13 protein-coding genes are annotated in these 11998 nt (G+C 62.3%); 6 read left to right on the top strand and 7 right to left on the bottom strand.

Translation table 11 applies throughout. The features are described from left to right. Positions 1-145: 145 nt before the first annotated feature. The 3 genes from B5527_RS42320 to B5527_RS42310 all read left to right on the top strand — a co-directional run bounded on the left by B5527_RS42320 (position 146) and on the right by B5527_RS42310 (position 2676). Positions 146-1351, top strand: coding sequence for a divergent polysaccharide deacetylase family protein (locus B5527_RS42320; protein WP_079606793.1), 1206 nt, complete (start codon positions 146-148; stop codon positions 1349-1351). 82 nt (positions 1352-1433) lie between these two features. Beyond that, positions 1434-1934, top strand: coding sequence for an RNA pyrophosphohydrolase (locus B5527_RS42315; RefSeq protein WP_079606792.1), 501 nt, complete (start codon positions 1434-1436; stop codon positions 1932-1934). A gap of 244 nt (positions 1935-2178) precedes the next feature. Then, positions 2179-2676 carry an RNA pyrophosphohydrolase gene (locus B5527_RS42310; protein WP_079606791.1) on the top strand — a complete coding sequence of 166 codons (498 nt, stop codon included), beginning with the start codon at positions 2179-2181 and terminating at the stop codon, positions 2674-2676. A gap of 168 nt (positions 2677-2844) precedes the next feature. Here the strand turns inward: B5527_RS42310 and B5527_RS42305 are convergent, their stop codons facing one another. Beyond that, positions 2845-3444: a TetR/AcrR family transcriptional regulator gene (locus B5527_RS42305; RefSeq protein WP_079606790.1), complete on the bottom strand. Its 600-nt coding sequence runs from the start codon at positions 3442-3444 to the stop codon at positions 2845-2847. 100 nt (positions 3445-3544) lie between these two features. On the opposite strand from B5527_RS42305, the gene B5527_RS42300 reads away from it, so the two are divergent. Together B5527_RS42300 and B5527_RS42295 are read left to right on the top strand one after the other, a co-directional pair. Continuing rightward, a complete protein-coding gene (locus tag B5527_RS42300; RefSeq protein WP_079607914.1) occupies positions 3545-4282 on the top strand; it encodes an SDR family oxidoreductase in 738 nt (245 codons plus the stop codon). A 47-nt stretch (positions 4283-4329) separates the two neighbouring features. After that, positions 4330-4656 (top strand): hypothetical protein, encoded by a 327-nt coding sequence (locus tag B5527_RS42295; RefSeq protein ID WP_079606789.1) that lies wholly within the window; start codon positions 4330-4332, stop codon positions 4654-4656. A 322-nt stretch (positions 4657-4978) separates the two neighbouring features. On the opposite strand, the gene B5527_RS42285 is transcribed toward B5527_RS42295, so the two are convergent. From B5527_RS42285 to B5527_RS42260, 6 genes are all read right to left on the bottom strand, one after another. After that, the gene (locus B5527_RS42285; RefSeq protein ID WP_079606787.1) at positions 4979-5389 is read right to left on the bottom strand and encodes a F0F1 ATP synthase subunit epsilon; all 411 of its coding nucleotides are present in this window, start codon (positions 5387-5389) and stop codon (positions 4979-4981) included. 115 nt (positions 5390-5504) lie between these two features. Then, on the bottom strand, positions 5505-6935 hold the full coding sequence (gene atpD / locus B5527_RS42280; protein WP_079606786.1) for a F0F1 ATP synthase subunit beta: 1431 nt from the start codon (positions 6933-6935) through the stop codon (positions 5505-5507). A gap of 27 nt (positions 6936-6962) precedes the next feature. After that, the gene (locus B5527_RS42275) at positions 6963-7367 is read right to left on the bottom strand and encodes an organic hydroperoxide resistance protein (RefSeq protein ID WP_079606785.1); all 405 of its coding nucleotides are present in this window, start codon (positions 7365-7367) and stop codon (positions 6963-6965) included. Between the two features lie 27 nt (positions 7368-7394). Further along, the gene (locus B5527_RS42270) at positions 7395-8273 is read right to left on the bottom strand and encodes a F0F1 ATP synthase subunit gamma (protein ID WP_079606784.1); all 879 of its coding nucleotides are present in this window, start codon (positions 8271-8273) and stop codon (positions 7395-7397) included. A gap of 206 nt (positions 8274-8479) precedes the next feature. Continuing rightward, the gene (gene atpA, locus B5527_RS42265; protein ID WP_079606783.1) at positions 8480-10009 is read right to left on the bottom strand and encodes a F0F1 ATP synthase subunit alpha; all 1530 of its coding nucleotides are present in this window, start codon (positions 10007-10009) and stop codon (positions 8480-8482) included. Further along, a complete protein-coding gene (locus B5527_RS42260) occupies positions 10009-10569 on the bottom strand; it encodes a F0F1 ATP synthase subunit delta (protein WP_079606782.1) in 561 nt (186 codons plus the stop codon). Before B5527_RS42260 ends, atpA begins: the two co-directional genes overlap by 1 nt. A gap of 661 nt (positions 10570-11230) precedes the next feature. Between B5527_RS42260 and B5527_RS42255 the strand changes: the two genes are divergently transcribed. Continuing rightward, complete coding sequence (locus tag B5527_RS42255) at positions 11231-11722, top strand: septal ring lytic transglycosylase RlpA family protein (protein WP_079606781.1); 492 nt, start codon at positions 11231-11233, stop codon at positions 11720-11722. The last annotated feature ends 276 nt before the right edge of the window (positions 11723-11998 follow it).

Raw genomic sequence — 11998 nt, 5'->3', positions numbered from 1 at the left:
TATGGGAGAGGTAAAATCTCCGCTGCGCCGCAGTTCAACCTAACCTCATCTCATCACGCTTTAGCGCGGCGAGCGAACGCGTGCGGAACTGCCGCGGGCTTGCCCCGCCGTGGTATCGTCGGCCCCGGTTGATTCGGGGAGGTCCATGGTAGAGACGGCCGACGATCTGAGCACGCCGCTCGGACAGAAGACGGCGCGCCGAAAGCGCCCCTATCGGCTGCCGTTTACCGGAACCCAGGCGGTCGCCGTGCTGCTGGGCCTGTTTCTGGTTACCTTCGTTGGCTTCGCCATTTTCAATGACAATCCGCTGGGCGGCGAGCCGATCGCGCGCATCGCGCTGCGTCAGCCAATCCCTGGGACCGAAAAACCTGCCGAGACGCTCCCAAGCACCGCTGCGCCCCCCGCCGCGGCATCCGTGGCCAAGCAGGCAGCACCGGCCGGGCCAATGACCGTCACCATTATCGACGGCTCCAGCGGCACACGCCACGACGTCGTGATATCGGGCGAGGGTGCGGATCAGGCCGGGGCCGAAGCCGCGCCGGTCATGATGGCCGGGATCGATCAGCGCCTGCTGGAAAAATCCCGTTACGGCATGATCCCGGTGGTGTCGGACGGGCTGAAGCCATTCACGGTCTACGCCGCCGAAGCCGATCGTGCCAAAGCTGCAAAAATGCCGGTGGTCGCCATCGTGATCGGTGGGCTTGGCGTCGGCGCGGCCAAGACCACCGACGCCATCATGAAACTGCCGGCCGCGGTGACGCTGGCCTTCACGCCCTACGGCTCGGATCCGGGCAAGCTGGCCGAACGGGCGCGCGCCCAGCGCCACGAGATCCTGCTGCAGATTCCGATGGAGCCGTTCGATTATCCCGACAACGACCCCGGCCCGCAGACCTTGCTGACGACGCTTGCGCCCGAGCAGAACCTCGACCGGATGTACTGGCACCTCAGCCGCTTCCAGGGTTATGCCGGGATCGCCAATTTCATGGGCGCGCGCTTCGTCGTCGCCGATGCGGTGATGCAGCCCATCATCCGCGAGGCCGCCAAGCGCGGGCTCGGTTATTTCGACGACGGCTCGGCGCCGCGCAGCGTCGCCTCCACATTGGCGGCAAGCCAGGCGATGCCTTTCGCCAAGGCCGATTTCACCATCGATGCGGTACCGACATCGGCGGAGATCGACCGGGTGCTGGCAAAGCTTGAAAATCTGGCGAAGGAACGCGGAACCGCGGTCGGCATCGCCTCGGCGCTGCCGATCTCGATCGAGCGGATCGGAGCCTGGACGAAAACGCTCGAAAGCCGTGGGATTATGCTTGTGCCATTGACAACCGCAATGCTGAAATCAAGATCCGGCTAGGATCAACCGATTGGCGCGACTTCGGACCCGAAAGGGTCTCGCCCGTCAAACCGGCCGTGTGACCGCAAAAGGCTTTGACGGAATGGCACGCTACGAAGACCTGCCCTATCGAACATGCGTGGGCATGATGCTGATCAACGCGGCCGGGCTGGTCTTCATCGGGCGTCGTGCCGGCGGTATCGAACACGTCGACGAATCCCATGTCTGGCAGATGCCGCAAGGCGGCGTCGATCCCGGCGAGGACACCTGGGCGGCCGCGAAGCGCGAGCTCTATGAGGAAACCAGCGTCCGGTCGGTCGAGAAACTCGGGGAGATCGCGGACTGGCTGATCTACGACATTCCGCGTACCGTCGCCGGGCGGGCTTGGAAGGGCCGCTACCGGGGCCAGCGGCAGAAATGGTTCGCAGTTCGTTTCACCGGCAAGGACGACGAGATCAACGTCGCCAGCCCCGGCGGCCACAAGGCGGAGTTCGTCAGCTGGCGCTGGGAGCCGATGAAGAATCTTCCTGACCTGATCGTTCCGTTCAAGCGCCCGGTCTACGAGCGCGTGGTCAAGGAATTTTCCAGGCTCGCCGGTAGCTAGATGGTTTTCGATTGAATCGGTCTGCCCTCCGGTTCACCTCTCCCCAGCGGGGAGAGGTCGATTTGCCAACGGGTCGGCGCGAAGCGCCGCCCGATGATAAACTCCGCAAATCGGGTGAGGGGGTGCTGAACCAACGATAAACCGTAACCCCTCACCCGGCGCTACGCGCCGACCTCTCCCTATGGGAGAGGTAAAGTTTCCGCTGCGTCGAATCTAACCTCATCTCATCACGCTTTAGGCCACAATGACAGACAGCAAACCCTATCGCCCCAATGTGGGTATCGCCCTGTTCAACGCCGCCGGTCAGGTTCTGATCGGACGGCGCTTCAGGGACGACGGACCGGAAATCATTCTTCCGGGCCTGGAGTGGCAGATGCCGCAGGGCGGCATCGACGCCGAGGAAAATCCGCGCGAGGCCGTGATGCGGGAACTCTGGGAAGAGACCGGCGTCACCAAGGCGGATTACCTCGCCGAAACCGATTGGCTGGTTTACGAGTTTCCGCCGTTCGCGGGCGCTTCTTCGCACCGGTTGGCGAAATTCCGCGGCCAGCGCCAGAAATGGTTCGCGCTCCGTTTCGCCGGATCCGACGATGAGATCGATCCGCTGACGCCGCGCAACGGCCAGCCGGCGGAGTTCGATGCGTGGCGATGGGAGCGGCTTGATCGCGTCGCCGATCTCGTGGTGCCCTTTCGGCGCGATGTCTATCGCGCCGTCGCGCAACGCTTTGCCGGAATTGCGTGACGCGCCCGGTTATTGCGGCGCCGCGACATATCCGGAGTTGAGTGCGAACCTGAAGTGACTGTGGCATGGCCAAAGTGACGCGATTGACCCGAAGGCAGCGGCCATTAGCGACGGTCTGATGCGTCCCGACTCGCCCCTGTCGAGAAGCGTATTTCCCGCGGACTACCTCTAGCCGCTGCCCGGCCAAGCAGCCATTGCCGCTTCAGCTACGGCTCTCAACTCCGCCTGAGTGGTGCTGTCTCGCGCCTGAATGGCCATTCCCTGGAAGACGCTCAAATAGAACCGGCTCAGGCCATCGACATCGGTCGAGGCGGGCAGTTCGCCTTTGGCCACCGCAGTTTGCAGCCGCGCGTGGAGCATGCCCAGCATTTCGAGCCGGACCTTCTTGGCGACGCGCGCGATCGCGGCCGGCCATTCGTCGCCGACGGCCGCCAGCACCGCCATACAGCCTGCCGGCGTCGCCCGGGATTTCGGCAGACTCTCGGTCCCCGCGATCAGCAGGTTCTCAATGCCGGCGCGAGCAGTCGCTCCTTCCGCAAGTTTGCCCCAGACCCGGAGCCCTTGGGTCCGGACGTAATGCTCGACCGCTTCGAGATAGAGCGCCTCCTTGCTGCCGAAAGCCGCATAGAGGCTTGGAGAGCGGACGCCCATGGCGTCGCACAGGTCGTTCATCGAAGTTGCCGAGAAGCCCTTGCGCCAAAACAGGAACATGGCGGCCTCAAGCGCCGCGTCGCGATCAAATTCCCTCGGCCGCCCGATAACTGCCATCACCGTCCTTTTTATAACGAGTAACACATAAGTCACTTGACGTGCTCGATCAAGAGCCTATGTCGTTCTGTGTCGATCAACACAGAATTGGAGAATGCAAATGACGCTAGCGGGAAAACGGGCTCTGGTGACCGGGGCCAGCAGAGGTATTGGTGCAGCCATTGCAAAAGCGCTCGCCGCGGAAGGCGCGGATGTGGCGATCACCTATGAGAAGTCAGCCGAGAGTGCCGCCGAGGTCGTCAGTGCTATAAAGGCGAAGGGGCGTAGAGCCGTGGCGATCCAGGCTGACAGCGCGGACGCCGCCGCGGTTCAGGCGTCGGTCGAGAAGACAGTCGTCGAGCTGGGCGGGCTTGACATCCTCGTCAACAACGCAGGGATTCTTCGATCGGGCGAACTCAAGGACATTTCGCTCGCCGACATCGACGCGCTCCTGAACGTCAACCTGCGTGCGCAGATCATCGCAAGCAAGACCGCTCTGGCTCACCTTACCAAGGGCGGTCGCATTATCACCATCGGCAGCTACTTCGCAGACCGCGTACCCGCGGCGATCCTCGGCGTGTACGCGGCATCGAAATCGGCGCTGGCCGCGTTCACGAAGGCGTTGGCGCGGGAGCTCGGCCCAAAGGAGGTCACGGTCAACCTCGTGCAGCCGGGCTCTATCGACACCGGCATGAACCCGGCAAACGGCCCGTACGCGGAGACACTCAAACAGTTCATGGCATTAGGTCGATATGGCGCGCCGGAGGACATCGGCAACGCGGTAGCGTTCCTGGCGAGCGCGAAGGCTCAATACATCACCGGCTCGACGCTGACCGTCGACGGCGGCGCGAACGCCTAGATGCCTACGCTTTACAGGTTTTATGTCGCAACCCAAAGGAGATCGATATGTCGATCCGTAGCATGCTTGTTGCCGCAGCATTCGCCTTGGCCTCTCTGCAGGCCGCCAACGCCGACGGCCTGCGTCCGATTGATGCCAAGAGCATCGACCTCGGCGAGGTGTCCGGTGTCGCCTACTACACCGTCGAGCGCGATGGATTCCATGTTGTCACGACCCTTGCGCAGGGCATGGCGGGGCCGCCGATCCGTGTTGTGTCTGTTCTTGCACCGGGTCAGAGGGTGGCTTTCTCAACACCGCACCAGGCAGGTGCGCTCGAAATCAGCCGGAACGGCGACAGCGTGCTCGTCCGCAAGGCGACATCGGTCTCGAACTAAATGCGGTGTTGAAAATGCGGCCGCCATACCTGGCGATGAAGTCGTCGGTGACGGACCGATAGGAGGCGAGACGACGCAGCGTCTCCTCTTCGTCCTCGGCGACCAGCCTGGAGTAGCCGGCAATATCGGCCGCAAAAATCGCCGCGATTTTGCGCTTCATGAAGACAGCCCCCGGCGATCCACCGGTGGCAGGATGCCGTCAGAAGCCCCGGGGCGCTACCGGGTTTCGACCGTCAGATCGGCGGGATGGCGTATCGGTCCGGACGCTGAACATTCCGGCGCAAGGTTCGCGCGCCCGAAGTTCGCCGGATGAAGCTTCGGGCTAGTGCATTGCCGTCGAGTTGAGCTGGCTCTCGATGCTCCTGAAATGATCGAGCCGCTCGAGCGCGCGGTCGAGTTCGGAGCCATCCTTCTCGGCGAGCTTGGCTTCCATTTCGGAAATCTGGTCGGCGAACCTGGCCCGATCCAGGTCCTCCAGCGAGGTGGCCACATCGGCCAGCACCGTCAGGCCCTTGTCGGAGACTTCGGCAAGGCCGCCGAGCACGATGATCTTCTGGTGCGTGCCGCCTGACGTCACCGTCAGGATTCCGGGCCGCACCGCGGCCACGACCGGCGCATGGCCGGCGAGTACGCCGAAATCGCCCTCGATGCCGGGGACGTCGACCTGATCGACTTCGCCGGAGAAGGCGAGCTTTTCCGGCGAAACGAGATCGAAGTGGAAGGTGGTGGGCATGGGATGCGTCCGTCGATTTGAATCAGGAGGTGGCGAATGGCGAATAGCGAATGGCGAGTAGTTAGAGCACTCGACCGACTTCCCTATTCGCCACTCCCTATTCGCTATTCGCCTCTCAAGCGGCTTCGGCTGCGAGCTTCTTGCCCTTTTCGACCGCCTCTTCGATGGTGCCGACCATGTAGAAGGCCTGCTCGGGCAGGTGATCGTACTTGCCTTCGCAAAGTCCGCGGAAACCCTTGATGGTGTCGGCGAGGTCGACGAATTTGCCGGGCGAGCCGGTAAAGACTTCGGCAACGAAGAACGGCTGCGACAGGAAGCGCTCGATCTTGCGCGCGCGGGCGACCGTGACCTTGTCCTCCTCGTTCAGTTCATCCATGCCGAGAATGGCGATGATGTCCTGCAGCGACTTGTACTTCTGCAGGATCTGCTGAACCATGCGCGCGGTGGCGTAATGCTCCTCGCCGACGATCAGCGGCGACAGCATCCGCGATGTCGAATCCAGCGGGTTGACCGCCGGATAGATGCCCTTCTCCGAGATCGCGCGATCGAGGTTGGTCGTGGCGTCGAGATGGGCAAACGTCGTCGCCGGCGCCGGATCGGTATAGTCGTCGGCGGGAACGTAGATCGCCTGAATCGACGTGATCGAGCCCTTGGTGGTGGTGGTGATGCGCTCCTGCATCGCGCCCATGTCGGTGGCCAGCGTCGGCTGATAGCCCACGGCCGAGGGAATGCGGCCGAGCAACGCCGACACTTCGGAGCCGGCTTGCGTGAAGCGGAAGATATTGTCGACGAAGAACAGCACGTCCTGACCCTGATCGCGGAAATGCTCGGCCACGGTGAGGCCGGTGAGGCCGACGCGGGCGCGCGCGCCCGGCGGCTCGTTCATCTGGCCGTAGACCAGCGCGCATTTGGAGCCTTCGCCGCCGCCCTTCTTGTTGACGCCGGATTCGATGAATTCGTGATAGAGGTCGTTGCCCTCGCGGGTCCGTTCGCCGACGCCGGCGAACACCGAATAGCCGCCATGCGCCTTGGCGACGTTGTTGATCAGTTCCTGAATCAGCACGGTCTTGCCGACGCCGGCGCCGCCGAACAGGCCGATCTTGCCGCCCTTGGCGTAGGGCGCCAGCAGATCGACGACCTTGATGCCGGTGACGAGGATTTCCGATTCGGTCGACTGCTCGGTGTAGGCCGGCGCCGGCTGATGGATGGCGCGGTTGCCCTCGGATTTGATGGGTCCGGCTTCATCGACGGGTTCGCCGATCACGTTCATGATCCGGCCGAGCGTGCCGGCGCCAACCGGCACCATAATCGGGTTGCCGGTGTCGCCGACTTCCTGGCCGCGGACCAGGCCTTCGGCGGTATCCATCGCGATGGTGCGCACCGTGGATTCGCCGAGATGCTGGGCGACCTCAAGCACCAGGCGGTTGCCGCCGTTCTGGGTCTCGAGCGCGTTGAGAATGGCCGGCAGATGTCCTTCGAACTGCACGTCGACCACGGCGCCGATGACTTGGGTGATGCGTCCGGTCTGGTTGGCGGGTGTAGCCATGAAACTCTCTCCTTGAAGTCCGAAAACTTAAACGACGGTCAGCTTGACCGGTATATTGCCCTTGGTCGCCTTCGAGTACGGGCAAACCGTGTGGGCTTCCTCGACCAGTTGCTGGAGCTTTTCCTTGTCGGCGCCAGGAATCGAAACCTTGAGTTCGACGGCGAGGCCGAAGCCGCCGTCCTTCTGGTCCAGCGTGACTTCGCAGGTCACCCGCGCCGCCTGGCCGTCGAGGCCGTATTTCTTCGAGATCAGCAGGATCGCCTGGCCGTAGCAGGAGGAATAGCCCAGCGCGAACAGCTGCTCGGGGTTATGCCCGTCGCCGGCGCCGCCGATTTCCTTCGGCGCGGCCATGGCCAGCGCCAGCGCGCCGTTGTCGAGCATCGCGCGGCCGTTGCGGCCGCCCTTGGTCGTCGCTGATGTCACATAAGCCATGGATTGCCTCCTGTCGTCATGCGGCCGTCAGAGCGCCTCCGCGCCGGAGATGATTTCAATCAGTTCCTTGGTGATCATCGCCTGCCGGGTGCGGTTGTAGATCAGGGTCTGCTTGCGGATCATGTCGCCGGCGTTGCGGGTGGCGTTGTCCATCGCGCTCATCTGCGCGCCATAGAACGAGGCGTTGTTTTCCAGGAGCGCGCGAAAAATCTGCACCGCGAGATTGCGCGGCAGCAGGCCGCTCAGGATCTCATCCTCTTCCGGCTCATATTCGTAAGACGTCGCCGGGCCGGCATTGGCGGGCTCGGCCTCCACCACCAGCGGAATGATCTGCTGCGAGGTCGGGATCTGCGCGATCACGGACTTGAAGCGCGAATAGAACAGCGTGCAGACGTCGAATTCGCCGGCATCGAAGCGCGCGATGACTTTCTTTGCGATGTCCTCGGCATTGACGAAGCCGAGCTGGCGAACCGAGCGCAGTTCGAGGTTCTCCACGATCTGCTTTTCGAAGCTGCGGCGCAGCTGCTCGAAACCCTTGCGGCCGACGCAGAAGATTTTGACTTCCTTGCCCTGGTTCATCAGCGCCAGCGCGCGGTCGCGGGCGAGCCGCACGATCGAGGAGTTGAACGCGCCGGAAAGGCCGCGTTCGCCGGTGCAGACCAGCAGCAGATGTACCTGATCCCTGCCGGTACCGGCCAGCAGCACCGGTGCGCCGGGCGAGCCGGCGGCGGCGCTGGCGATATTCGAGATCACCGCATCCATTTTTTCCGCGTAGGGCCGTGCCGCCTCGGCGGCGTTCTGCGCGCGACGCAGCTTCGAGGCCGCGACCATCTGCATCGCCTTGGTGATCTTCTGCGTCGCCTTGGTGGAGGCGATGCGGACCCGCATGTCCTTAAGTGAAGCCATTTCTCAGTTCACCCCGGCGATCCGACCTTCGATCCGACCGCAAGCCCTCTATTTCGTCATGCCCGGCCTCGTGCCGGGCATCCACGTCTTGAAATTTCAACCACGTTCAAAGACTGCACAGGAACTCGCTTCGCGAGTTCCGTCTTATTCATTTTGCGCAAGTCGGATAAATCCGACTTGCGACGACAAGCTCGGCCACGACGGTGTTAAACAAACGTCTTGGCGTAACCCTCGACCACGGACTTGAGCTTGGCGGCGGTGTCGTCGGTAAGGTCGCGGCTGTCACGGATGGCGTTGAGGAGATCGACCTTCTTGCCGCGCACCAGCGACAACAGGCCATCCTCGAAGCTGCGCACCTTGGCGACCGGAATGCCGTCGAGATAGCCGTTGACGCCGGCGTAGATCACCACGACCTGCTCTTCCATCTTCAGCGGCGAGAACTGCGGCTGTTTCAGAAGTTCGGTCAGGCGCGAGCCGCGCGCCAGCAGGCGCTGCGTCGAGGCGTCGAGATCGGAGCCGAACTGCGCAAACGCCGCCATTTCGCGGTACTGCGCGAGCTCGCCTTTGATCTTGCCGGCGACTTTTTTCATCGCCTTGGTCTGCGCCGACGATCCGACGCGCGACACCGACAGGCCGACGTTGACCGCCGGGCGGATGCCCTGGAAGAACAGGTCGGTTTCCAGGAAGATCTGGCCGTCGGTAATCGAGATCACGTTGGTCGGAATATAGGCCGAGACGTCGTTGGCCTGGGTTTCGATGATCGGCAGCGCCGTCAGCGAACCCGAACCCTGCTCGTCGTTGAGCTTGGCGGCGCGCTCGAGCAGCCGCGAATGCAGATAGAACACGTCGCCCGGATAGGCTTCGCGGCCCGGCGGACGGCGCAGCAGCAGCGACATCTGGCGATAGGCGACCGCCTGTTTCGACAGATCGTCATAGATGATGACCGCGTGCATGCCGTTGTCGCGGAAGTATTCGCCCATGGTGCAGCCGGTGAAGGGTGCGATGTACTGCATCGGCGCCGGATCGGAGGCGGTGGCCGCGACGACGATGGAATATTCCAGCGCGCCCTGCTCTTCCAGCACCTTGACGAATTGCGCCACCGTGGAGCGCTTCTGGCCGATCGCGACATAGACGCAATACAGCTTGATCTTCTCGTCGCCGGTGGCGTTCAGCGGCTTCTGGTTCAGAATGGCGTCGAGCGCGATCGCGGTCTTGCCGGTCTGGCGGTCGCCGATGATCAGCTCCCGCTGGCCGCGGCCGATCGGGATCAAGGCATCGATGGCCTTGAGGCCAGTCGCCATCGGCTCGTTGACCGATTTGCGCGGAATGATGCCGGGCGCCTTGACGTCGACGCGCTTGCGTTCGGTGGCAGCAATCGGGCCCTTGCCGTCGATCGGATTGCCGAGCGCATCGACCACGCGGCCGAGCAGGCCTTTGCCGACGGGAGTATCGACGATGGCGCCGGTGCGCTTAACGGTCTGGCCTTCCTTGATCTCCCGGTCGGCGCCGAAGATCACGATGCCGACATTGTCGGTCTCGAGGTTGAGCGCCATGCCGCGGGTGCCGTTCTCGAACTCGACCATCTCGCCGGACTGGACGTTGTCGAGGCCGTAGACGCGGGCGATGCCGTCGCCGACGGACAGCACCTGTCCGACTTCGGAAACCTCAGCCTCCTGGCCGAAATTCTTGATCTGGTCTTTCAGGATCGCGGAAATTTCCGCGGCGCGGATGTCCATCAGCCTGCCTCTTTCATCGCGTGCTTGATCGAATTGAGTTTGGTGCGAAGCGAACTATCCACCATGCGGCTGCCGAGCTTGACCACAAGGCCGCCGATGATCGAGGGATCGAGTTTCACGTTGAGCGCAACGTCCTTGCCCGTCACCGATTTCAGTGCGGTCTTCAGGGCGTCGAGATTCCTGTCGCTGAGCGTTTCTGCGACCGTGACGTCGGCGATCGCCTCGCCCTTGAATTTGGCGACCAGCGAGCGGAACGCACGGATCACATCACTGACGGCGAACAACCGACGGTTGGCGGTGAGCACTCTCAGGAAATTCGCGGCAATGCCTGAAATACCGGCCCTGTCGAGTACCGCTGCCAGCGCCTTCGACTGCGAATCCGCCGAAAAAACCGGGCTGCGGACCAGCCGCTTCAGGTCCGCGCTGTCCGCCAGCATGGTGTCGAACCTGTCGAGATCGGCCTTCACCGCGTCGATTGATCTTTCATCGCGCGCCAACTCGAACAAGGCCGTTGCATAACGGCCTGACACTCCCGAAACGGACGGATCTTCAGCAGCCACAAGCGCGCTCTTTATTACTGTCGAATCCGCAAGGGAAAAACCGTCGCCACAATGCGGCGCCTAGCGATCCAAGCCCTTGGAATTCAAGCGGGACTTCGATTTTCGGCCGGTACGGGCTGTACCGGAACCGTTAAAATCGCGGCTTTGCTAACATAGCAGGAGCGCAGGTGCAACATGACGGCGACGGCGTGTGCTGCCTTGTCGCTATCCATAAGCCGTGATTCCGAGGAGCGAATTTCCCGACGAATTTGCCACCGCGAATTCGGCTGCTTTGCACCTGAGGCGGCTGACCCTTTATCGGTCGCGCGCAAGGGCATTTGTTCCGCCCCCTGATGCATGGCCGCCATGAGCCTGCCGCCGGAACCGGGTTTTTCCCTGAACTATTCAATCGCGCGCATTACTTGCTCAAACCTTTTGGTTGAAGCGGATGACTTCGTTCGTCAGTATTCCCATGTATAAAATAGTAAACAAATTATTAATCCGAACTACTACGGAATGACTCAGGATAATCCGCATTTCGTCACAAGATGTTTCAGCATGAGACAAAACAATTTACTGCCCAGCTTACGCCTTATTAGGCCACCAAACGGCGACTGCTGAGAATGGGACGGGGGTTCCACTTGTCACACATGTGGCAATACTATCTCGAGGGACTCGTAATATGCTTACATCGAAAAACCCGGCACTGGGAACTACAACCCAGTCGCGCACGGCGCTCACGCTCTTCGCCGCAACTCTTCTGGTCGGCGGGAGCATCACCGAAGCTTCGGCTAAATCGCATCGACATCATCATCACGGCTATCGCCATTCACATCACGCCAGCAGTTCCCTCGATCGCGCTTCGAGCGGTGGTTGGTCGTCGGGCTCGGAACACAGCTTCTCCGGAATAGCGTCCTATTACGGCAACGAATCCGGCAGCAAAACCGCGTCGGGCCAGCGTTTCAATCAGAATGCGATGACATGCGCCCACCGCTCGCTGCCGTTTGGGACCCGGCTCAGGGTAACCCATGGCGACCGCAGCGTCGTCGTTACCGTCAATGACCGCGGTCCGTTCGTTCGCGGTCGGGTGCTGGATCTGTCCACGGGCGCGGCTCGCGCGATCGGTCTGACCAGCACCGGCGTCGGCCGTGTCGTCGCCGAAGTCGTCTCCTGACATCCTCAGACGTTAGGGGGCCTTTTCCGATCCATCAAACCCGGTAGGCATTGCGGCCGCTGCGCCGCGGAACCTGTTGCACGCGTAAAAAAGCCTGCCGTCGCGAATGACGGCAGGCTTTTTGCTGAAGTCATCTTGCTGGAACTCATTTTGCTGAAGTCATTCCGGGGCGATGCCAACGGGTCCGCGCGAAGCGCGGCCCGATGACAGGCTCCGCATCGAACCCGGAATCCAAGGATTCCCCCATGTGCAATTGCACATCTGTGGTTCGCGCCA

Origin of the sequence: Bradyrhizobium erythrophlei, assembly GCF_900129425.1 — a bacterium.
Classification (GTDB): domain Bacteria; phylum Pseudomonadota; class Alphaproteobacteria; order Rhizobiales; family Xanthobacteraceae; genus Bradyrhizobium; species Bradyrhizobium erythrophlei_C.
This window is presented reverse-complemented; position numbering and strand designations above follow the sequence as displayed.

Coding starts and splice junctions, on each gene's coding strand:
- B5527_RS42320 (WP_079606793.1), top strand. CDS start 146: ATGGTAGAGACGGCCGACGATCTGAGCACGCCGCTCGGACAGAAGACG.
- B5527_RS42315 (WP_079606792.1), top strand. CDS start 1,434: ATGGCACGCTACGAAGACCTGCCCTATCGAACATGCGTGGGCATGATG.
- B5527_RS42310 (WP_079606791.1), top strand. CDS start 2,179: ATGACAGACAGCAAACCCTATCGCCCCAATGTGGGTATCGCCCTGTTC.
- B5527_RS42305 (WP_079606790.1), bottom strand. CDS start 3,444: ATGGCAGTTATCGGGCGGCCGAGGGAATTTGATCGCGACGCGGCGCTT.
- B5527_RS42300 (WP_079607914.1), top strand. CDS start 3,545: ATGACGCTAGCGGGAAAACGGGCTCTGGTGACCGGGGCCAGCAGAGGT.
- B5527_RS42295 (WP_079606789.1), top strand. CDS start 4,330: ATGTCGATCCGTAGCATGCTTGTTGCCGCAGCATTCGCCTTGGCCTCT.
- B5527_RS42285 (WP_079606787.1), bottom strand. CDS start 5,389: ATGCCCACCACCTTCCACTTCGATCTCGTTTCGCCGGAAAAGCTCGCC.
- atpD (WP_079606786.1), bottom strand. CDS start 6,935: ATGGCTACACCCGCCAACCAGACCGGACGCATCACCCAAGTCATCGGC.
- B5527_RS42275 (WP_079606785.1), bottom strand. CDS start 7,367: ATGGCTTATGTGACATCAGCGACGACCAAGGGCGGCCGCAACGGCCGC.
- B5527_RS42270 (WP_079606784.1), bottom strand. CDS start 8,273: ATGGCTTCACTTAAGGACATGCGGGTCCGCATCGCCTCCACCAAGGCG.
- atpA (WP_079606783.1), bottom strand. CDS start 10,009: ATGGACATCCGCGCCGCGGAAATTTCCGCGATCCTGAAAGACCAGATC.
- B5527_RS42255 (WP_079606781.1), top strand. CDS start 11,231: ATGCTTACATCGAAAAACCCGGCACTGGGAACTACAACCCAGTCGCGC.